Annotated in this window: 19 protein-coding genes; 8 read left to right on the top strand and 11 right to left on the bottom strand. The window is 72.6% G+C overall.

Annotation, left to right across the window (positions count from 1 at the left end):
• Positions 1-6: 6 nt before the first annotated feature.
• The 3 genes from ACQUQD_RS30510 to ACQUQD_RS30520 form a co-directional block, all read right to left on the bottom strand.
• Positions 7-1,497 (bottom strand): glutamate synthase subunit beta, encoded by a 1,491-nt coding sequence (locus tag ACQUQD_RS30510; protein WP_428955369.1) that lies wholly within the window; start codon positions 1,495-1,497, stop codon positions 7-9.
• Between the two features lie 121 nt (positions 1,498-1,618).
• A complete protein-coding gene (locus ACQUQD_RS30515; protein WP_428955370.1) occupies positions 1,619-2,104 on the bottom strand; it encodes a DUF1772 domain-containing protein in 486 nt (161 codons plus the stop codon).
• Positions 2,105-2,173: 69 nt separating this feature from the next.
• Entirely contained in the window at positions 2,174-2,881 is a 708-nt protein-coding gene (locus tag ACQUQD_RS30520) for a DUF2293 domain-containing protein (RefSeq protein WP_428955371.1), read from the bottom strand.
• A 45-nt stretch (positions 2,882-2,926) separates the two neighbouring features.
• Between ACQUQD_RS30520 and ACQUQD_RS30525 the strand changes: the two genes are divergently transcribed.
• Both ACQUQD_RS30525 and ACQUQD_RS30530 read left to right on the top strand, forming a co-directional pair.
• Complete coding sequence (locus ACQUQD_RS30525; RefSeq protein WP_428955372.1) at positions 2,927-3,571, top strand: uridine kinase; 645 nt, start codon at positions 2,927-2,929, stop codon at positions 3,569-3,571.
• A gap of 75 nt (positions 3,572-3,646) precedes the next feature.
• The gene (locus ACQUQD_RS30530; protein WP_428955373.1) at positions 3,647-4,066 is read left to right on the top strand and encodes a CBS domain-containing protein; all 420 of its coding nucleotides are present in this window, start codon (positions 3,647-3,649) and stop codon (positions 4,064-4,066) included.
• A gap of 19 nt (positions 4,067-4,085) precedes the next feature.
• On the opposite strand, the gene ACQUQD_RS30535 is transcribed toward ACQUQD_RS30530, so the two are convergent.
• Complete coding sequence (locus tag ACQUQD_RS30535) at positions 4,086-5,213, bottom strand: magnesium and cobalt transport protein CorA (protein WP_428955374.1); 1,128 nt, start codon at positions 5,211-5,213, stop codon at positions 4,086-4,088.
• A gap of 173 nt (positions 5,214-5,386) precedes the next feature.
• On the opposite strand from ACQUQD_RS30535, the gene ACQUQD_RS30540 reads away from it, so the two are divergent.
• Positions 5,387-6,187: a methyltransferase domain-containing protein gene (locus tag ACQUQD_RS30540; RefSeq protein ID WP_428955375.1), complete on the top strand. Its 801-nt coding sequence runs from the start codon at positions 5,387-5,389 to the stop codon at positions 6,185-6,187.
• 103 nt (positions 6,188-6,290) lie between these two features.
• Here the strand turns inward: ACQUQD_RS30540 and ACQUQD_RS30545 are convergent, their stop codons facing one another.
• From ACQUQD_RS30545 to ACQUQD_RS30560, 4 genes are all read right to left on the bottom strand, one after another.
• Positions 6,291-7,229 (bottom strand): carbohydrate kinase family protein, encoded by a 939-nt coding sequence (locus tag ACQUQD_RS30545; RefSeq protein WP_428955376.1) that lies wholly within the window; start codon positions 7,227-7,229, stop codon positions 6,291-6,293.
• Positions 7,226-8,131 (bottom strand): pseudouridine-5'-phosphate glycosidase, encoded by a 906-nt coding sequence (locus ACQUQD_RS30550; protein WP_428955377.1) that lies wholly within the window; start codon positions 8,129-8,131, stop codon positions 7,226-7,228. Before ACQUQD_RS30550 ends, ACQUQD_RS30545 begins: the two co-directional genes overlap by 4 nt.
• 211 nt (positions 8,132-8,342) lie before the next feature.
• Positions 8,343-9,569, bottom strand: a complete 1,227-nt coding sequence (fdhA, locus tag ACQUQD_RS30555; protein ID WP_428955378.1) for a formaldehyde dehydrogenase, glutathione-independent — start codon at positions 9,567-9,569, stop codon at positions 8,343-8,345.
• 150 nt (positions 9,570-9,719) lie between these two features.
• Positions 9,720-9,983 carry a GlsB/YeaQ/YmgE family stress response membrane protein gene (locus tag ACQUQD_RS30560; protein WP_428955379.1) on the bottom strand — a complete coding sequence of 88 codons (264 nt, stop codon included), beginning with the start codon at positions 9,981-9,983 and terminating at the stop codon, positions 9,720-9,722.
• 146 nt (positions 9,984-10,129) lie between these two features.
• Here ACQUQD_RS30560 and ACQUQD_RS30565 point away from each other — a divergent pair, with 146 nt between their 5' ends.
• Positions 10,130-10,531, top strand: a complete 402-nt coding sequence (locus tag ACQUQD_RS30565) for a cupin domain-containing protein (RefSeq protein ID WP_428955380.1) — start codon at positions 10,130-10,132, stop codon at positions 10,529-10,531.
• Between the two features lie 13 nt (positions 10,532-10,544).
• Here the strand turns inward: ACQUQD_RS30565 and ACQUQD_RS30570 are convergent, their stop codons facing one another.
• The 3 genes from ACQUQD_RS30570 to ACQUQD_RS30580 all read right to left on the bottom strand — a co-directional run bounded on the left by ACQUQD_RS30570 (position 10,545) and on the right by ACQUQD_RS30580 (position 13,370).
• Entirely contained in the window at positions 10,545-11,783 is a 1,239-nt protein-coding gene (locus tag ACQUQD_RS30570; RefSeq protein WP_428957699.1) for an MFS transporter, read from the bottom strand.
• Between the two features lie 126 nt (positions 11,784-11,909).
• On the bottom strand, positions 11,910-12,485 hold the full coding sequence (locus ACQUQD_RS30575) for a methylated-DNA--[protein]-cysteine S-methyltransferase (protein WP_428955381.1): 576 nt from the start codon (positions 12,483-12,485) through the stop codon (positions 11,910-11,912).
• Between the two features lie 45 nt (positions 12,486-12,530).
• Positions 12,531-13,370 (bottom strand): glycerophosphodiester phosphodiesterase, encoded by an 840-nt coding sequence (locus ACQUQD_RS30580; protein ID WP_428957700.1) that lies wholly within the window; start codon positions 13,368-13,370, stop codon positions 12,531-12,533.
• 308 nt (positions 13,371-13,678) lie between these two features.
• Here ACQUQD_RS30580 and ACQUQD_RS30585 point away from each other — a divergent pair, with 308 nt between their 5' ends.
• The 4 genes from ACQUQD_RS30585 (at position 13,679) to ACQUQD_RS30600 (ending at position 19,395) form a co-directional block, all read left to right on the top strand.
• The gene (locus ACQUQD_RS30585; protein ID WP_428955382.1) at positions 13,679-14,533 is read left to right on the top strand and encodes an MHYT domain-containing protein; all 855 of its coding nucleotides are present in this window, start codon (positions 13,679-13,681) and stop codon (positions 14,531-14,533) included.
• Between the two features lie 60 nt (positions 14,534-14,593).
• The gene (uvrB, locus tag ACQUQD_RS30590) at positions 14,594-16,729 is read left to right on the top strand and encodes an excinuclease ABC subunit UvrB (protein WP_428955383.1); all 2,136 of its coding nucleotides are present in this window, start codon (positions 14,594-14,596) and stop codon (positions 16,727-16,729) included.
• 193 nt (positions 16,730-16,922) lie between these two features.
• The gene (locus ACQUQD_RS30595; protein ID WP_428957701.1) at positions 16,923-17,492 is read left to right on the top strand and encodes a TerD family protein; all 570 of its coding nucleotides are present in this window, start codon (positions 16,923-16,925) and stop codon (positions 17,490-17,492) included.
• A 10-nt stretch (positions 17,493-17,502) separates the two neighbouring features.
• Positions 17,503-19,395 carry a TerD family protein gene (locus ACQUQD_RS30600; protein ID WP_428955384.1) on the top strand — a complete coding sequence of 631 codons (1,893 nt, stop codon included), beginning with the start codon at positions 17,503-17,505 and terminating at the stop codon, positions 19,393-19,395.
• The last annotated feature ends 87 nt before the right edge of the window (positions 19,396-19,482 follow it).

Genomic DNA, 19,482 nt, shown 5'->3' on the forward strand with positions numbered 1-19,482 from the left:
GGGGGCTCACGTGGTCATGGGGCGGTCGTGCGCCGCGATCGGCGCCGGGAGCCGCGTGGCCCCCGTCAGCCACCGGTCCACGGCCGCCGCGGCGGCCCGCCCCTCCGCGATCGCCCACACCACGAGCGACTGCCCCCGCCCGGCGTCCCCGGCGACGAACACCCCCGGCACCCCGGTGCCGAAGGCGGCGTCCCGCGCGAGCCCGCCCCGCGCGGTGACATCGAGCCCCAACTGGTCCACGACCCCGCCCGCTCCGCGCTCGGGACCGTAGAAGCCGAGCGCCAGCAGCACCAGATCGGCGGGCAGCGCCCGGTCCGTGCCCGCGCGCGGCCGCCGCGCCGCGTCCACCTCGACCACGTGCAGCTCCCGCACGTGCCCCTGCGCGTCCCCGGTGAAGCGCAGCGTGGACGCCGCGAAGAGCCGGGCGTCCGCGTCGGCGGCCGGTGCCGTCCTCAGCTCGCCCGCCTCCTCGTGCGCGGCCGAGAGCCGGTACAGCTTCGGGTACGTCGGCCAGGGCTCGGCCACCTCGTCGCGCACGTCGTTGGGCTTGCCGTAGATGTCCAACTGCGTGACGGACAGCGCCCCTTCCCGCACCGCCGTCCCCAGACAGTCGGCGCCCGTGTCGCCGCCGCCGACGATGACGACGTGCCGCCCGGCCGCGCTCAGGGGTGACGAGTCGAGGTCGCCCTCGCACACCCGGTTGGCCAGCGGCAGATACTCCATCGCCTGATGCACTCCGGCCAACTCCCTGCCCGGCACGTCCAGTTCACGCCATGCGGTGGCTCCCGTGGCGAGCACCACGGCGTCGTACCTGGCCCGCAGCTCCGCGGCCGGGATGTCCCGGCCGATCTCCACCGACGTACGGAAGCGCACCCCTTCCTGCCGCAACTGGCCGAGCCTGCGCTCCAGATGGGACTTCTCCATCTTGAACGCCGGGATGCCGTAGCGCAGCAGCCCGCCCGGCCGGTCGTCCCGTTCGTACACGGCCACGGTGTGCCCGGCCCGGGTCAGCTGCTGTGCCGCCGCGAGGCCCGCGGGCCCCGAACCGACCACGGCGACCGTCCGCCCGCTCAGCCGGTCCGGCGGCCGGGCGGCCACGAGCCCGTCCTGCCAGGCGCGGTCGGCGATGGCCACCTCGACGTTCTTGATCGTCACCGCCGGCTGGTTGATCGCCAGCACACACCCCGCCTCGCAGGGCGCGGGGCACAGCCGCCCGGTGAACTCGGGGAAGTTGTTCGTGGCGTGCAGCCGCTCGCTCGCCGCCCGCCAGTCGTCCCGCGCCACCAGCTCGTTCCACTCCGGGATCAGATTCCCCAGCGGACACGCCTCGTGGCAGAACGGGATCCCGCATTCCATGCAGCGGTCGGCCTGCGCGGAGACGATGGGCAGCAGCCCGCCGGGGACGTACACCTCGTCCCAGTCGCGGACCCGCTCGCCGACGGGGCGGCGCGGCGCCTCCTGTCGAGGCGTGGTGAGAAAGCCCTTGGGGTCGGCCATGGCCGTCTCCCTACGAACGTGGCTCTTTTCGTCACGATACGTCGGAGTGACCCCGGGGTGCGCGCTCAGCGGACGGGCCGTCCGCATCGGCGGCCGGCCGTGCGCGCCGGCGGGCCGTGTCTCAGGTCAGGGCCAGCACGAACGACGCCGCCGCGGCGAGCGAGGCACCGCCCCGGACGTGGTTCCACATGACCCACTCGCGCAGGTACGTGCGCCAGTACGCGGCGCCGCTCTCGGACTCCTCGTCACCCGCCAGCCGGGCGAGGGCCTCGTTGCGCGGAATGTTCGCCACGACCGTCACGCCGAACGCGCCCACCAGGTACAGGACGCAGCCGATCAGCAGTTCCGTGGTGCCCTCGTCGGGCCACAGCACGAACGTGACGACAGCGATCACCGCGCACAGCACGGCCGCGCCGAGGAAGACGACCATGAAGGCCGGGTTCACCGCCGCCGTGTTGATCGCGTTCATTGCCGCGATCCCGCGCGCGGGAGGCAGCGCCCCGAGGCCGCGCATCACGAACGTGGAGAACGCGACGAACACCCCCGCCGTCACCCCGCACCACAACGCCCCGAGCGCCACGAGCACGAAATACGGTCCCTCGATCATCCCCACCCCAACCCGCTAGGTCCGTGCAGGGATCATGCCGCACACGCCCGGTCATGGGCAGCGATTTCCTCATGCTCCGGGCATGTGCCCGCTCCCGGCCCGGCCCGCCCGCCAGGCGTCCAGCACGGCCTCGACGGTCCCGGTCACCCGCGTCCGTGCCTCCCTGCGGGGCACCCCGTCCATCAACAGCCGGTCGTACGGCGTGTCCACGTGCCGGACCGCGGCCCGCACCGCGGCGCCGACCGCCCCTTCCGACAGCGCCCGCCCCGCCGCGCTGCGCCCTACCCGCCCGCTGCCCCGCAGCCCCGCGTGCCCGGCGATCGCCGCCGCCCGCTCGGCCGGACAACCGGGGTACAGGCGCCGGATCTCCGCCGCGAACGACGCCACGAACCGCACGTCGTGCGCCGCCCGCCGCGCCGCGTCCCGCTCCCGTCGCCGGGCCCGCGCCTCGGCGTCCGCCAGACAGCGCGCCTCGGCCCGCACGAGCGCCGCCTCCTCGACGAGCACGCCCTGGCGCTCGTACCGCCCGCGCCGCCGGTGGAACCGCACCACGACCGCCGACAGACCGCTCTCCTCACGGGCCCGCCGGGTCAACGCGGTGTCGCCGCGCGGCAGATACACCAGATGCCCCAGGTCGGCGCAGTCCAGACAGCGCGGCTGCCCCTCCTCCAGGGCCAGCAGGGCGAGCGGCCCGACGTGGCAGGCGCCGCACCGTCTGCGCCTGACCGGCCGGAAGACGAGCGGGCCGCGCGCCGAATCCGGGACTGTGCTGCTCATACGAGGTTCATGCCCGCCGGAGAGGCTCCGTCACCGCGCGGCATCATGGAGCGTGTGCGACTCGAAGCGATCACCTGGGAACGGCTCGGCGACGCCCTCGCCGAGCGGCTGCTCGACCTGAAGCCGGCCGACGGCGGCCCCTGGCCGAAGGTCGCGTTCGACGGGGCACCGGCCGCCCGCCCCGGCGACCTCGCGGCCCGCGTCGCCGAAGCCCTGCGGGTGCGCGGCCGCACGTCCGTGGCGATCGGCACCGAGGGCTTCCTGCGCCCGGCCTCGCTGCGCTACGAGTTCGGTCGCGAGGACGAGGAGTCGTACTACAGCGGCTGGTTCGACACGGGCGCGCTGTGGCGCGAGGTGTTCGGCCCCCTCGAACCGGACGGCACGGGCCGCGTCCTGCCCGACCTGTGGGACCCGGCCACCGACCGCGCCACCCGCACCCCCTACGCCGAACTCCCGCCCGGCGGAGCGCTGTTGCTGCACGGCCCCTTCCTGCTGAACCACTGGTTCCCCTTCGACCTGACGGTCCACGTGAGTCTGACCCCGGGCGCGCTGCGGCGGCGCACGCCCGAGGACGCCCGGTGGACCCTGCCGGCCTTCGCCCGCTACGACACCGAGACCGACCCGGCCGCCACCGCCGACGTCGTCGTACGCGCCGACGATCCGCGGCATCCCGCCTGGTCACAGCGATGACATGCGGCCCGTACCGGGCGCGGCGAGAATGAGGGACGGCGCCGGACCCCCACCCCGGCACCGGGAGGTACGACCATGACCACCGCCGCGGACATCATGCACCCCGGTGCGCGCTGGATCCCCGCCCACGAGACCCTGGACCGCGCCGCCCAGCTGATGCGCGAACTGAACGTCGGCGCGCTGCCCATCAGCGACGAGAACGAGCGGCTGTGCGGCATCCTCACCGACCGCGACATCGTCGTCGGCTTCGTCGCCATGGGCCACGACCCCGCCCAGGTCACCGCGGGTGACATGGCCAAGGGCACACCCCGCTGGGTCGACGCGGGCGCCGACGTCGACGAGGTCCTCCACGAGATGCAGGACCACCAGATCCGCCGCCTGCCGGTCATCGAGAACAAGCGTCTGGTCGGCATGATCAGCGAGGCCGACCTGGCCACCCACCTGTCCGAGGACCAGATCGCGTCGTGGGTGGAGAGCGTCTACGCCAAGGGCTGACGGTCCGACGCGCAGGCTCTCAGAGCCAGCCGTTGCGCTTGAAGCCCCGGTAGACGCCGACACAGATCGCGGCGATGACGGACAGCATGAGCGGATAGCCGTAGCGCCAGTGCAGCTCCGGCATGTGGTCGAAGTTCATGCCGTAGATCCCGCAGCCCATCGTCGGGACGGCGACGATCGCCGCCCACGCCGTGATCTTGCGCATGTCCTCGTTCTGCGCGACCGTCACCTGCGCGAGATGGGCCTGCAGGATCGAGTTCAGCAGTTCGTCGAAGGCCGCGATCTGCTCCGCCGCGCGCAGCAGATGGTCCGACACGTCACGGAAGTACGCCTGTATCTCGGGCGGCACGACGGGGAACCGGCGGCCCGCCAGCTCCTGTATCGGGCGGGCCAGCGGCACCACCGCCCGCTTCAGTTCCAGCAGTTCGCGCTTGAGCTGGTAGATGCGGCCCGGATCGGCCCGCGCCCCGTTCTGCGCGAACACGTCCGCCTCGACCTCGTCGATGTCCGACTGCACCTCGTCGATCACCGTCAGATAGTCGTCGACCACACCGTCCGCGATGGCGTGCAGCACCGCGGCCGGCCCCTTGGCGAGCTGCTCCGGAGCCGCCTCCAGGCTCTCCCGCACCGGCCCGAGCGAACCGTGCCGGCCGTGCCGCACCGTGATCACGAACTCCCGCCCGACGAACACCATGATCTCGCCGGTGTCGACGATCTCGCTGGTCGCGGTGAGCTCCGCGTGCTCGACGTAACAGACCGTCTTCAGCACGGCGAACAGCGTCTGCCCGTACCGCTCGACCTTCGGCCGCTGATGCGCGTGGACCGCGTCCTCCACCGCCAGCGGATGCAGGTCGAACAGCTCGGCGATGTCCGCGAACTCCAGCTCGGAGGGCTCGTGCAGACCGAGCCAGACGAACCCGTCGTCCGACTTCCGCACCGCGCGCACTGCCTCGACCAGATCGCGGCCGCCCCGCTCGCGCACCCCGTCGCGGTACGTCACGCAGTTCACCACCGCCGATCCGAGCGGGGAGCGCGCCGGGTGGCTCAGATCGACCCGGGGCCGGCGCCGCGCCAGCCGTGCGACCTTCCGCAGCCCGCCCACCCCGCGCAGGCCGCTGACCTTCCGCAGGTTGCCCGCCATCGACATGCTCGGCTCCTTGCGCCCGTTCCTGTACCCACTCGTACCTGGCCACCGCCCTGCCGCGAGGGCGACTCGGCCAGCCAGTCTGCCAGCCGTCACCGACACCACGGCAGGCCCTGTACAGGCATCAAACAGGGCAAATAAGCGGTATCGGGCGAGGAGGCTGGGATGATCGGCCCATGATGCGATCCGGTGGCCACGCGTACCTCCTCGACAACCAGCAGCCCGAGGCGGGGCGGCGCTTCGACGCCTTCTCGACCCTGTTCGACCCCACGACGTTCCGGCACATCGAGCGGCTCGGCATCGGTTCCGGCTGGCGATGCTGGGAAGTCGGCGCCGGCGGCACCTCGGTGGTGTCCTGGCTGGCACGGAAGGTCGGCCCGACCGGCCGGGTCCTCGCCACCGACATCGACACGTCCTGGCAGACCGCCGCGCCGCGCACCCCCGTCGAGGTGCGGCGGCACGACGTCGGAGCCGACGAGCCGCCCGCCGAGGGCTTCGACCTGGTGCACGCCCGGCTCGTCCTGGTCCATGTCCCGGACCGGGAGCGGGCGTTGCAGTCGATGATCCGCGCCCTGCGCCCCGGTGGCCGCCTCCTTCTGGAGGACGCCGACCCCGCGCTCCAGCCGCTGCTCTGCCCCGACGAGCACGGCCCCGAGCAGGAGTTGGCCAACCGCCTGCGCCACGGCTTCCGGTCCCTGCTCGCGGAACGTGGCGCCGACCTCTCGTACGGCCGCAAACTCCCGCGCCTGCTGCGCGAGGCGGGCCTGCGCCAGGTCGAGGCGGACGCCTACTTCCCCCTGACGTCCCCCGCCTGCACGGCCCTGGAGACAGCGACCGTCCAGCAGATCCGCGGCTCCCTGGTCGAGGCGGGCCTCGCCACCGACCAGGACATCGACCAGCACCTGGCCAACGTCGCCGAGGGCTCGATGGACCTCGCGACCGCACCGCTGATCTCGGCGTGGGGGAGGAAGGCGTAATCAAGCCCTCCGGCGCTTGAGGAGCGGGGACCGGGGCGAAGGCCCCGAGACCTCGGCCTCAAGCGCCCGCAGACGTCCGAGACCCCGTCACCCCGTCACCTCGTCACCCCGTCTCCCCACCCGGCCGCCCACCCACCAATCCCACAGCCTCCGCTCCGGCCAGGCAGCCCTCCGCCGCGGCCTCCCGCCATGCGTCCCCCCGCAGCCGCGCGGCGACGAGCGCCCCGGTGAACGCGTCCCCGGCGCCCGTCGAGTCCCGCACCACCACACCCGGGACCGCCGCGGCCCGCTCCCGCACCACGCCGCCCCGCGCCACGACAGCGCCGGCCGCCCCGGCCTTCACGACCACCACCGGAAACCGCCCGCTCAGCTTCGCCGCCGCGTCCTCCACCTCGTCCCTCGCGCTCGCGCCGTCCGCCCCGCCGAGCAGCACGGCCTCGTCCCGGCTCGGCACGAGGACGTCCACCCCGTCGGCCAGAGCCAGAAACCGTCCGGCCCCCAAGCCGCGCAGGAACCCGGCCGACGCGGGGTCCACACTCACCGGCACCCCACGCGCGCGGGCATCGCGCAGCGCGACCGCCACCAACTCCCGCCCCGTGGCCGAGAAGAACAGGTAGCCGGACAGGTGCAGCCAGCCGACGGCGTCGAGGTACGAGGCCGACCAGTCCCCGGGCCCGATCCGCAGACTCGCCCCGCTGTCCGTCAGGAACGTCCGCTCGGCCCCGTTCTCCGCGTCGACGAGACAGATCACCGCCCCGGTCACCGCCTCCGCGTCCACCACCAGCCGGGGCCGCACCCCGGCGCGCAGCAGCGCGTCCTCGTGCCACCGCGCCGACTCCGCCCCGACCCGCCCGAGCAGGGCCACGTCCCGGCAGCCCCGATGTGCCGCCCAGCAGGCCACGTTGGCGCCCGCGCCGCCGGGTACCGTACGGATCGCGGCCGCCGTGTCCGTCCCCGCGGCCAGGGGCCCGCGATGCCGTGCGACGACATCCGTGACGACGTCGCCGACCACGAGCAGCGCCCCGCCGGCCGCCCGGGTCACGCCCCGGCCCAGGCGCCCGCGATCCGCCCGGCGAGCCGCACGTTCCCGCGCACGGCCGCCAGGTTGGCCTCCAGCGAGGCGCCGTCGGTGTGCCGCGCCACGTAGTCCAGCAGGAACGGCGTCACGGCCTGGCCGCTGAAGCCCCGCTCGTCGCACGCCCGCAGCCCGTCCTCCAGCACGCGCGCGTGCAGCGCCGGATCGAGCTGCTCGGCTTCCGGCACGGGGTTGGCGACGATCAGTGCCGACTCGCCCCCGCCCAGCGCGTCCTGCGCCCGCATCACCTGTGCCACCTCGTCCGGCGTGCGGAGCGTCCAGTCCACCGGTTCACCCGAGTCGGCCAGATAGAAGCCGGGGAAACGGCCGGTCCCGAACCCCGCCACCGGCACCCCGAGCGTCTCCAGCCGCTGCAACGTGGCGGGCACGTCCAGAATCGACTTCACCCCCGCGCACACCACGGTGATCCGCGTCCGCGCGAGCAGTCCCAGATCCGCCGACTCGTCCTGCGTCTGCGTCCACCCCCGGTGCACCCCGCCGAGCCCGCCCGTCGCGAAGACGCGGAGGCCGGCGCGCGCCGCGAGCAGCGCCGTCGCCGAGACGGTCGTCGCACCGCTCGCGCGGGCCGCGACGGCCAGCGGCAGATCGCGGTGGCTCAGCTTCCGGATCCCGTCCCGGCTCGCGATCCGCTCCAACTGCTGCTTGTCCAGGCCGACATGGGGCCGCCCGTCCAGCACGGCGATCGTCGCGGGCACCGCGCCCTCGTCCCGTACGGCCCGCTCCAGCTCCACGGCGACCCGCAGATTGCGGGGCCGCGGCAGCCCGTGCGCGATGATCGTCGACTCCAGCGCCACCACCGGACGCCCCGCCCCGACCGCGTCCCGTACCTCGTCCGACACGACCAACACGCGCTCGCCTCCCGCCAGTTGGAATCCGTCTCTGTCATCACTGGCGGGCGCGCCGCACCCTCAAACACATCGATACGTCGACGACTCGACACATCGCCACAGGCGTGCGGGACGTCATGCCGCTCGGGGGCGGGCGGCGGACGGGAAGCGGGCTCCACGCGCGCGTGCAGCCCGCTTCCCCCGGGCCGTCCCTGCGGACGCTCCTCGGATCTCACACCGCCCGTACGCCGCTCAGCGCGCCGTGCGGATCGAGGACGTACTTCCGGCTCGCACCCTGGTCGAACTCGGCGTAGCCGCGCGGCGCGTCGTCCAGCCCGATCACCGTCGCGTTGACGGCCTTGGCGATGTGCACACGCTCGTGCAGGATCGCCATCATCAGAGCCCGGTGGTACTTCATGACGGGGCACTGCCCGGTCGTCAGCCGGTGACTCTTCGCCCAGCCGAGCCCGAGCCGCACCTTCAGCGTCCCGGTGCGCGCGTCCTGGTCGATGCCGCCCGGGTCGTCGGTGACGTACAGTCCGGGGATACCGAGCGCGCCCCCGGCCGCCGTGACGCCCATCAGCGAGTTGAGGACGGTCGCGGGGGCCTCGGGGGACTCCGGGCCGTGCGCGCGGGCCTCGAAGCCGACCGCGTCCACGGCCGCGTCCACCTCGGGAACGCCGAGGATCCCGGCCACCTGCTCCTCGACCGTGCCGCGCGTCAGATCGACGGTCTCGCAGCCGAAACTCCGCGCCTGCGCCAGCCGTTCGGAGTTCAGGTCACCGACGATCACCACGGCCGCGCCCAGCAGCTGCGCGGAGGCGGCCGCCGCGAGCCCGACGGGCCCGGCCCCGGCGACGTACACCGTCGAGCCGACCCCGGCGCCCGCGGTCACCGCCCCGTGGAAGCCGGTCGGGAAGATGTCCGACAGCATCGTCAGATCGAGCAGCTTCTCGCGCGCCTGCTCCGGGTCGGGGAAGCGCAGCGCGTTGAAGTCCGCGTACGGGACCATGACGTACTCGGCCTGCCCGCCGACCCAGCCGCCCATGTCGACATAGCCGTAAGCCGCCCCGGGACGTGCGGGGTTGACGTTCAGGCAGATGCCGGTCTTGCGCTCCTTGCAGTTGCGGCACCGTCCGCACGCGATGTTGAACGGCACCGAGACGACGTCCCCGACGTTCAGGAACTCGACGTCGGGGCCCTTCTCGACGATCTCGCCGGTGATCTCGTGGCCGAGGACCAGGCCCTCGGGCGCGGTGGTGCGGCCGCGCACCATGTGCTGGTCGCTGCCGCAGATGTTGGTGGCCAGCACCTTGAGGATGACGCCGTGCCGGCACGTCCGGCCGACATTCGCGGGCGCCACCCCCGGACCGTCCTTCAGCTCGAGCGTGGGGTGGTCGATGGTCCTGACCTCCACCGCCCCCGGCTTGAGGTACGCGACTGCCCTGTTTCCGCTCATGCCTGATCGCCGTCCCTTCGGCTCCGTGACTCGTCGTACGGCGGATGTTCCGGCTGTGCGCACGGCGGAGTCTGCTACCGAATCGGCGTTCTGAGGAGTCCTGGCGGACCAGGCTGTCGAAGAACGGGTCCGGAGAAAAGGGCGCCTGGCTCAGCGGCGGCGCGAACCGCGGTCGAGGAGTGCGACACCGAGCGCCGCCAGGCCGATCTGGATCAGCCACTCGACCCAGTCCACGCCCTTGGTGTCGGCGACGTCGAAGCCCGCGGCGATCGCCGAGCCGAGCAGGGCCGCCACGATGCCGACGGCGACCGTCGCGAGGATGCCGATGCGCTGCCGGCCGGGCAGCGCCAGACGGCCGAGCACGCCGATGATGATGCCGATCACTATCGCGCTGAGAATGCCGGAGATCTCCATGCTCTGCCTCCTGGGGGACATGTCGCCACATCGCTTTGCTTGTCTGTCGAACGTCTTCCCCTCGACGGGCCGTCCAGTCGCCGCCCCGCACACGCTACGAGCCGTCCAGTGAGAGGAGAGGCGCACGCCGTCTAGGGTGACCGCCCATGACCACGAACGATCAGCCTTCTTCCCCGTCCGCCGCCTTCCCGTCCGTCGCGCCGACCGCTTCCTTCGCCGTCCGCGTCCCGGACGTCCCGCTGGAGCCGGAGCCGCTCGACCCCGCGCAGATCGTCTCGGGCGACCCGGTCGTCACCGGCGCGGTGCTGTGGGAGTCCGCCGACGGCAAGCAGGTGCGCGGTATCTGGCAGATCACGCCCGGCGTCGTCACCGACACCGAGGCCGACGAACTGTTCGTGGTCGTCAGCGGCCGCGCCACCGTCGAGGTCGAGGGCGGAGCCGTCCTGGAACTCGGCCCCGGCACCGCCGCCGTGCTCCGCGAGGGCGACCGCACGACATGGACGGTCCACGAGACGCTGCGCAAGGCCTACCACCTCACGACGGGCTGAACTCCCGCTCCCGCTAGGACACCTGGGTCCGTCGCGTGAACAGGGCGAAGGCGGCGAGCGGTACCAGCAGGCACGCCGCGGCCAGGTTCAGCCACGCGTAGCTCGCCGTCGCCACCACGAGGCCCGCCGTCACACTGCCGATGCCCGCCGACAGGCTCGTCGTCAGGTCGGACAGGCCCTGCGCGGCGGCCCGCGCGGCCTGGGGCACGGAGTCGGTGAGCAGCGCGGAACCCGCGACGAGCCCCGCCGACCAGCCGAGCCCCAGCACGAACAGTCCCGCGGCGCTCTGCGCATGGCTGTCGCCCGCCGTCCCGGCGAGCAGCGCCGCGCACGCGAGCAGCCCGACCGCGAGCCCGATCACCGCCGGCCGCCCGAACCGGTCGGCGAGCCGCCCCATCACCGGGGAGAACGCGTACATCCCGGCGATGTGCCCGCTGATGACGAGCCCGATCAACTCGATGGCGGCGCCGTGGTGTTCGAGGTCCACCGGCGTCATCGACATGACCGACACCATCACGGTGTGCGACACGGCGACCGTCACCAGCGCGAGCCGGGCGCGCGGCGACACGGACACGGCGGCGAACCCCGCGCGCAGCGAGCGCGCCTCGCGCGTCTGCTCCTCCGCGGGGGCCAGCGCCCGCGCGGTCAGCAGCGGATCGGGCCGCAGCAGGACGTGCACCAGCGCCGCGGACAGGAGGAACACCCCGGCGGCCCACACGAAGGGCCCCGCCTCCTCGGGTATGCCGAGCCCGGCGACGCTGCGGCCCGCCGGCGCCGCTATGTTCGGCCCCAGGACGGCACCGATGGTGGTGGCCCACACGACGGTCGAGATCGCCCGGGCCCGCCGGCCGGGATCGGCCAGGTCGGCGGCCGCGTACCGGGCCTGCAGATTGGCGGACGACGCGGCACCGAAGCCCGCGAGCCCCACGAGGAGCAGCGGAAAGCTCCCGGCCCTGGCGGCGACCACGGTCAGCGCGGCACCGCAGGCGCCGATCAGATAGGCGAGGACGAGCCCGACCCGCCGCCCCCGCGCGTTCATGAGCGCGGCCAGCGGAACCGAGAGGACCGCGCTCCCGGCGACGCTCGCCGTCGACGCGAGCCCCGACAGCGCCTCGTCCCCGCTGACCTTCTTGGCGAGCACGGTGGCCAGCGCGATCCCGGTGGCCGTCCCGAGTCCGCCGAGTATCTGCGAGGCGACCAGCACCCGCTGCGTACGCCGCTGCAGCGCACGCGCGCCCTCGACGCCGTCCACGGCCTCGGCCGCCCGCCCGGCGTCCGGGGACGAGCCCTCGACGCGACAGAACCGCTCCCCACCCGCACCCAACGAAACAACCCCCACCCCGACGTGACGCAGAACCCCTCGGCCCCCGGGACCCTCTCAGAACAGCGGCTCGGGCAACACCCCTTCCAGCGCGAGCAACTGCCGCTTCGTCTCGAGCCCGCCCCCGAACCCGCCGATCCCGCCGTCGCGCTCCACCACCCGATGGCACGGCACCACCACCGGCAACGGATTCGCCCCCATCGCCGCGCCCACGGCCTGCGCGGCGCCGGGCTGCCCGACGCGGTGGGCCAGATCCCCGTACCCCACGACCGCCCCGAAGGGCACCCCGGCCGCCAGCTCGCGCAGCACCTCGCGGTTGAACCCGGCGATCAGCGACCAGTCGAGCGGCAGCTCGAAGTCGCGCCGGCGCCCCGCGAAGTAGTCCGCCAGCTGGCTTCTCGCCTCGGCGAGCAGCGGTGAGTCCGGCGCCTCGACCGGCTCGGCCCCGAATCGGGAGCCGAGCCGGTCCAGCGCCTCGTCCCGCACCGCGTCGGTGGCGTGGAAGACCACGTTCACCAGACCCTCGTCCGTCGCGGCGAGCAGCAGCGGCCCGATGCCGCTGCCCACGACGGCCCACACGACCCGCCGCGCCGCGGCTGGCGTGCCCTGCTCGTTCTGCCCAGTGGCGTCCATGCCGACCACGCTACGGCGCGGCACTGACAACGCCCCGGCCCCGGGTCAGTCGAGGGCCGCGCGCACCACGTCCGGGTTGTTGGTGATGATCCCGTCGACGCCGAGCCCGGCCGCGCGCCGGGCGCTCGCGGTGTCGTTGACGGTCCAGGTGGAGACGTCGAGCGGCTTGCCGTGCGGGCCCTTGAGGGCGTGGACGGCGGTCACGTAGTCCGCGGAGATCGTCGTGTGGGACGGGTTGATCTGGTCGGCGAACGCCGCGTACGCGGGCAGGTCGGCGACGGCGGGCGTGCCGAGGAACCCGGTCGTGATGTCCGGGCGCCGCTCGTGCACGGTCCGCACGCTGTCCGCGCTGAAGCTCTGGATGACCAGGCGGTGCTTGACGTGCCAGCGGTTCAGCCAGCCGTCCCTGCGCAGCTGGCGCAGGATCTGGTCCTCGATGCCCGGGTACAGCTCGGGCGCCTTGATCTCCATGAGCAGCTTCTGGTGGTTGTGCGTGACCCGCTTCAGGTACTGGTGCAGCGTCGGGATCCGCGCGCCGGCGAACTCGGAGCCCTTCCAGCTGCCCGCGTCGAGCTTGGCGATCTCCGCGGCGGTGAAGTCGGCCACGTTCCACGGGGCGCGGTCGGGGAACACCTCCTCGGCGTTCGTGGTGCGTGCCAGGGTCGTGTCGTGGATGACGACGAGTGCGCCGTCCTTGGTGCGCTGCACGTCGTTCTCGACCCAGCTGAAGCCGAGGTCGTCGGCCTTGTCGATGGCTGCCAGGGTGTTCTCGGGGGCGTAGGCGGAGGCGCCGCGGTGAGCGACGATCTCGGGCCTGTCGTGTCCGGTGGCGGCTTGTGAGGCAGTGGGCAGGACCAGGACACCGATGACGACGGAGCCTGTCATCGAGGCCAGTGCGGCTGCTGCGCGTCGTGGGTACACGTCTGCTCCTCGTGCGTCGTGAGGTCACGGACCGCAACGAGACTGACAGTCCTCAGGCAACGGAAGACAGGCGAAGGATGGTCAGAGGTTGAACGGAGTTATCCAACTGCGACCGACCCCGCGTCCACTGCCGGGATTCTTTGCCGGAAAATCGTTCGGACGTTCTCGTGTGAGCTTTAATCTCAGCCTCGATCGCGGTCGCCCCATGGCCGTAGTTCAGAGGAACGAGCAGGACATCTCGGGCAAAAGCATGGGCGGAAGGGCTGCGGGACATGCAGGGGACGGTCGACGGCTTCAGTTACGGACTGGTCACGCCACTGGTGGCGTACTTCATGGCCTGCCTCGGAGGCGCTCTCGGCCTTCGATGCACCACCAGATCGCTCCTCGTCGCCAACACCTGGCGGGCCGGCTGGCTCGCGCTCGGTTCCGCGGCGATCGGCTCGGGCATCTGGACGATGCACTTCATCGCGATGATGGGCTTCAGCGTCGAGGACGTGCCGATCCACTACGACAAGGCCCTCACGTTCGCGAGCCTCGGCGTCGCCATCGTCATGGTCGGCATCGGCGTCTTCATCGTCGGCTACCGAGGAGCGACCGGCCCCGCCCTGTTCACAGGAGGCACTATCACCGGCCTGGGGGTCGCGTCGATGCACTACCTGGGAATGGCCGGAATGCGGCTTCACGGGACGATCGAGTACAACACCTTCCTCGTGGGCGCCTCCGTGGTGATCGCCATGGTGGCCGCCACCGCCGCACTCTGGGCCGCCGTCCAGGTCCGCGGCATCCTGTGGAGCCTCGGCGCGAGTCTCGTCATGGGGCTCGCCGTCTCCGGCATGCACTACATGGGCATGGCCGCCGTCAGCGTCCATACCCACGGTTCCGCCACCGGATCCCCCGGAGGGGACTCGGCCGCCGGGATCCTCGCCCCGATGATGATCGGCCCCCTGTGCTTCCTGCTGCTGGCCGGCGTGGTCGTCATGTTCGACCCGCTGATGGTCATGGGCCGCCCCGACTGGCGCGACGCCCGGGAGGCGGCGGAGCTGGAGGGCCGTCCGCAGCGCCGGCCCGTCCCGCGCCCGCGCCGCACCCCGGACCGGCAGGCCCCGCGCACCCCGCAGGGCTGGTGACCCGCGGCCCCGAGGGCGGATCGGGCCCGGTTGTCAGTGGTGGGTCGTACGGTGGATTCCATGCGGCCCGTATCCAAGATCGAACGCACGGTGGCGCCCTTCGAGGTCGTCAGCCCGTACCAGCCCAGCGGTGACCAGCCCGCGGCCATCGCCGAGCTGGACAAGCGCGTCCGCGCAGGTGAGAAGGACGTCGTCCTGCTCGGCGCGACCGGCACCGGAAAGTCCGCCACCACGGCGTGGATGATCGAGAAGCTCCAGCGCCCCACCCTGGTGATGGCACCGAACAAGACGCTGGCCGCCCAGCTGGCCAACGAGTTCCGCGAGCTGCTGCCGAACAACGCGGTCGAGTACTTCGTCTCGTACTACGACTACTACCAGCCCGAGGCGTACGTCCCGCAGTCGGACACCTACATCGAGAAGGACTCCTCGATCAACGAGGAGGTGGAGCGCCTGCGCCACTCCGCGACGAACTCGCTGCTGACCCGCCGCGACGTCGTGGTCGTCGCCTCCGTCTCGTGCATCTACGGCCTCGGCACGCCGCAGGAGTACGTGGACCGCATGGTCCCCCTGAAGGTCGGCGCCGAGATCGACCGGGACGACCTGCTGCGCCGTTTCGTCGACATCCAGTACACGCGCAACGACCTGGCGTTCCAGCGCGGCACCTTCCGGGTGCGCGGCGACACCATCGAGATCTTCCCCGTCTACGAAGAGCTCGCGGTCCGCATCGAGATGTTCGGCGACGAGATCGAGTCGCTCTCCACCCTCCACCCCCTCACCGGCGAGGTCATCAGCGAGGACGACTCGCTGTACGTCTTCCCGGCGACCCACTACGTGGCGGGCCCCGAGCGCCTGGAGCGCGCGGCCAACGACATCGAGAAGGAACTGGGGGAGCGCCTCGCCGAGCTCGAGAAGCAGGGCAAGATGCTCGAAGCCCAGCGTCTTCGCATGCGGACCACGTACGACCTCGAGATGCTCCGCCAGATCGGCTCCTGCTCCGGCGTGGAGAACTACTCGATGCACTTCGACGGCCGAGAGCCCGGCTCCCCGCCGAACACGCTGCTCGACTACTTCCCGGACGACTTCCTCCTGGTCATCGACGAGTCGCACGTCACCGTGCCGCAGATCGGCGCCATGTACGAGGGCGACGCGTCCCGCAAGCGCACGCTCGTGGACCATGGCTTCCGGCTGCCGTCCGCACTCGACAACCGCCCCCTGAAGTGGGAGGAGTTTCAGGAGCGCATCGGCCAGACCGTCTACCTGTCGGCGACGCCCGGGAACTACGAACTCTCGCGCGGCGACGGCTTCGTCGAGCAGATCATCCGCCCCACCGGCCTCGTCGACCCGGAGGTCGTCGTCAAGCCCACCGAGGGGCAGATCGACGACCTGGTACACGAGATCCGCACGCGCACCGAAAAGGACGAGCGCGTCCTGGTCACCACGCTCACCAAGAAGATGGCCGAGGACCTCACGGACTACTTCCTGGAGCTCGGCATCCAGGTGCGCTACCTGCACAGCGACGTCGACACCCTGCGCCGCGTCGAGCTGCTGCGCGAGCTGCGCGCGGGCGAGTACGACGTCCTGGTCGGCATCAACCTGCTGCGGGAGGGCCTCGACCTGCCCGAGGTCTCCCTGGTGGCGATCCTCGACGCCGACAAGGAGGGCTTCCTGCGCTCCGGCACGTCCCTGATCCAGACCATCGGCCGCGCCGCTCGTAACGTGTCGGGCCAGGTCCACATGTACGCCGACAAGATCACCCCGGCGATGGAGAAGGCCATCGACGAGACCAATCGCCGCCGCGAGAAGCAGATCGCGTACAACGAGGCGAACGGTATCGACCCCCAGCCCCTCCGCAAGAAGATCAACGACATCGTGGCGTCCATCGCGCGCGAGGACGTCGACACCGAGGAACTGCTCGGGACCGGCTACCGCAAGGGCGGCAAGGACGGAAAGGGCGCCAAGGCCCCCGTCCCCTCGCTCGGCAAGGCGGACACGGGCAAGAAGAAGCGCGGCAAGGCCGCGGAGACCGTTCCCACCGACCGCCCGGCGGCCGAACTCTCCGAGCAGATCGAGGAGATGACCGAGCGGATGCGGGCCGCCGCGGCGGACCTCCAGTTCGAGATCGCGGCACGCCTGCGCGACGAGGTGTCCGAGATGAAGAAGGAGCTGCGGCAGATGAAGGAGGCGGGCATCGCCTGACCTGCCCCGCGGGCGGGAGGGGCGGTGTGTTGCAGGACCGCCACAAAATCCCGCCCGCGGTGGCCGCGTTGTCAGCGCCGCCCTCTAGGGTTTGGACCAACCGCGTGGACCGCGCGGCAACAGGGGACGGTTCGAGAGGGGACAGCGCGTGACGGCCGATTCTGCCGGTTTTTCCAAGGGACCCGGCGTCAGTTTGACCAAGGGCCAGGCGATCAGCCTGGAGAAGAAGGGCGGCGGCACCCTCACCGCCGTGCGCATGGGCCTCGGCTGGCAGGCCGCACCGCGGCGCGGCCTGTTCGGCACCCGGACCCGCGAGATCGACCTCGACGCGTCCGCGGTCCTCTTCGCCGGCAAGCAGCCCGTGGACGTGGTGTTCTTCCGCCACCTCGTCAGCGACGACGGCTCCGTGCGGCACACCGGTGACAACCTGGTCGGCGGTGTCGGCCAGGGCGGCGACGACGAGGCGATCCTCGTCGACCTCGCGCGCGTGCCCGTCCACATCGACCAGATCGTCTTCACGGTCAACTCCTTCACGGGCCAGACCTTCCAGGAAGTGCAGAACGCGTTCTGCCGCCTGGTCGACGAGACGACCGGCCAGGAGCTCGCGCGCTACACGCTGGACGGCGGCGGCCAGTACACGGCGCAGATCATGGCCAAGGTGCACCGGGACGACGCGGGCGGCTGGAAGATGACGGCCCTGGGCACGGCGGCCAACGGCCGTACGTTCCAGGACCTGATGCCCGCGATCCTGCCCGGCCTGTAGCGGGTCCACGATGGCGGCCGAACTGGTGAGGGGGCAGAACCACCCCCTCACCCAGACCCGTCTGGAGATCCGGGTGTCGGCCGGCCGGCCGGTCGTCGCGGGCGCCACGCTCGCCGACGACCGGGGCACCGTGCACGGCACCGGGCGCGTCGCCCACCCCGGCGCGCCCGCGCTGCCCGGTCTCGAAGTCCCGCGCCAGGCCGCGGCCGACCACCGTCTCGCCGTCGACCTCGACGCGATGCCGGCGGACGTGCACCGCGTCACCGTGCTGCTCGCCCTGCCGGTCACCGCCGGCGGGCCCACCCGGTTCGGTGCCGTGGCGGCCCCGTTCGTCGCGGTCACCGGACTCGACGGCGTCGAAGAGGCCAGCTACACCATCACCGACCTCGACACCGAGTCGGCCGTCACCGCCCTCGAGCTGTACCGCAGGCAGGGCGCCTGGAAGGTCCGCGCCATCGGCCAGGGGTACGCGGACGGACTCGCCGCCCTCTTCGCCGACCAGGGTGTGCCCGACGCCCACGCGCTGGCGGGCACCATCCACGACGCCGTCGCCCAGGGCCTGGCCCGCGCGGTGACGCCCCCACCGCGCCCGGCCGACGAGGCCCAGGTCCGCGCGGCGGCCACCGCGGGACACGCCTCGGGCGCCCTGCCGCCGGCCGCCCCCGCCGGTCGCGGCAGCGGTTCCGACGGCCCCATCGACTACACGCACCCGGGCCGCCAGGCACCCCCGCCCCCGCCCGCCGCACACCCCGCCGAACCGGGACGGCCCGCCGTCCCCGTCGCGGGCGACGCCACCGGCTGGAGCATGGAGGAGCGGCTCTACAACCAGGTGTGGGGCATGTTCGAGGACCTGGCCCGCACCACGGCCGCCTACCGCAGCGCCGTCGACTTCGCCGACTCCCGCCAGGAACAGGAACTCGATCGGGTCCTGTCCGACCCGCGCGGCCGCATCGGCGGCCAGGCGGACGCCGCGCGCGAGGCCGCAGGCGCCCGGCACGGCGCCCTGGTCGACCGTGCGCGGGAGGCCCTCGACCGGGACATGGCACAGCTCGTCGCCGAGTCCGAGGTCGTCGAACCGGCGCTCCCGGCGGCGTACGCGGACTGGGACAACCCGTGCTGGCACGCCTACCGCAGCCCCATGGAGCTGCCCATGGCCGTCCGCGTCGGCGATCTGCGGCTGCCCGAGAGCGAGAGCGCCGGCCTGCGCGTCCCGATGCTCGTACGGCTGCCGCTGGAGCGCGGCCTCTGGATCGACTCGGGTGCCTCCGCCGCCGACGCCCTCACGGACGCCGACGAGCTGCGGGCCCGGGCCGCGCACACCGCGCTGGTGCACGCGGCGCGGCTGCTCGCGATCTACCCGGCGGGCGAGTTCAGCGTGCACGTGATCGACCCCGCGGGCACGGCGACGGGCGCGCTCGCCCCGCTCGTCGACGCCGGGGTGCTCGCCGGTCCCGTCGCCCGGGGCGCGGCGGGCGTCGCCGAGACGCTGACCCGGCTGACCGAGCGCGTCGACCTCGTCCAGATGGCCGTCAGGAGCGGTGCGGTCGACGCGCTGCCGGCCGATCTGGACGTCGCCGAGCAGCTGCTGATCGTGCACGACTTCCCGCACGGCTTCGACGACCGCGCCGTGACCCGGCTGCGCTACCTCGCGGACGAAGGACCGCAGGTCGGGGTCCACCTGATGCTGGTGGCCGACCGGGCGGACGCCGCCGAGTACGGGCCGCTCCTGGACCCCCTGTGGCGCGCGCTGCTGCGTCTGACGCCGATTCCCGACGATCACCTGGCCGACCCCTGGGTCGGACATGCGTGGACGTACGGGCCGCCGACCGTCCCGCAGGGCAGCGCCGTCCTGCGGCAGGTGCTCGCGGAAGTGTCCAGGGCCCGTCGGGAAAGAGGCCTTTGACCTGCACGCTTGAGGACCTCTTTACCTAAACCTTTACCTTTCATGGGTCTTTCGAGTAGTCTTCTTGACGCGGAGGGGAGTACTCCC

The sequence above is a fragment of the Streptomyces sp. cg35 genome, from assembly GCF_050410835.1.
GTDB lineage: Bacteria > Actinomycetota > Actinomycetes > Streptomycetales > Streptomycetaceae > Streptomyces.

What these genes read in the sequence shown, in the direction of transcription:
- ACQUQD_RS30510 (WP_428955369.1), bottom strand. Translation starts at nt 1,497, where the DNA reads ATGGCCGACCCCAAGGGCTTTCTCACCACGCCTCGACAGGAGGCGCCG.
- ACQUQD_RS30515 (WP_428955370.1), bottom strand. Translation starts at nt 2,104, where the DNA reads ATGATCGAGGGACCGTATTTCGTGCTCGTGGCGCTCGGGGCGTTGTGG.
- ACQUQD_RS30520 (WP_428955371.1), bottom strand. Translation starts at nt 2,881, where the DNA reads ATGAGCAGCACAGTCCCGGATTCGGCGCGCGGCCCGCTCGTCTTCCGG.
- ACQUQD_RS30525 (WP_428955372.1), top strand. Translation starts at nt 2,927, where the DNA reads ATGGAGCGTGTGCGACTCGAAGCGATCACCTGGGAACGGCTCGGCGAC.
- ACQUQD_RS30530 (WP_428955373.1), top strand. Translation starts at nt 3,647, where the DNA reads ATGACCACCGCCGCGGACATCATGCACCCCGGTGCGCGCTGGATCCCC.
- ACQUQD_RS30535 (WP_428955374.1), bottom strand. Translation starts at nt 5,213, where the DNA reads ATGTCGATGGCGGGCAACCTGCGGAAGGTCAGCGGCCTGCGCGGGGTG.
- ACQUQD_RS30540 (WP_428955375.1), top strand. Translation starts at nt 5,387, where the DNA reads ATGATGCGATCCGGTGGCCACGCGTACCTCCTCGACAACCAGCAGCCC.
- fdhA (WP_428955378.1), bottom strand. Translation starts at nt 9,569, where the DNA reads ATGAGCGGAAACAGGGCAGTCGCGTACCTCAAGCCGGGGGCGGTGGAG.
- ACQUQD_RS30560 (WP_428955379.1), bottom strand. Translation starts at nt 9,983, where the DNA reads ATGGAGATCTCCGGCATTCTCAGCGCGATAGTGATCGGCATCATCATC.
- ACQUQD_RS30565 (WP_428955380.1), top strand. Translation starts at nt 10,130, where the DNA reads ATGACCACGAACGATCAGCCTTCTTCCCCGTCCGCCGCCTTCCCGTCC.
- ACQUQD_RS30575 (WP_428955381.1), bottom strand. Translation starts at nt 12,485, where the DNA reads ATGGACGCCACTGGGCAGAACGAGCAGGGCACGCCAGCCGCGGCGCGG.
- ACQUQD_RS30580 (WP_428957700.1), bottom strand. Translation starts at nt 13,370, where the DNA reads ATGACAGGCTCCGTCGTCATCGGTGTCCTGGTCCTGCCCACTGCCTCA.
- ACQUQD_RS30585 (WP_428955382.1), top strand. Translation starts at nt 13,679, where the DNA reads ATGCAGGGGACGGTCGACGGCTTCAGTTACGGACTGGTCACGCCACTG.
- uvrB (WP_428955383.1), top strand. Translation starts at nt 14,594, where the DNA reads ATGCGGCCCGTATCCAAGATCGAACGCACGGTGGCGCCCTTCGAGGTC.
- ACQUQD_RS30600 (WP_428955384.1), top strand. Translation starts at nt 17,503, where the DNA reads ATGGCGGCCGAACTGGTGAGGGGGCAGAACCACCCCCTCACCCAGACC.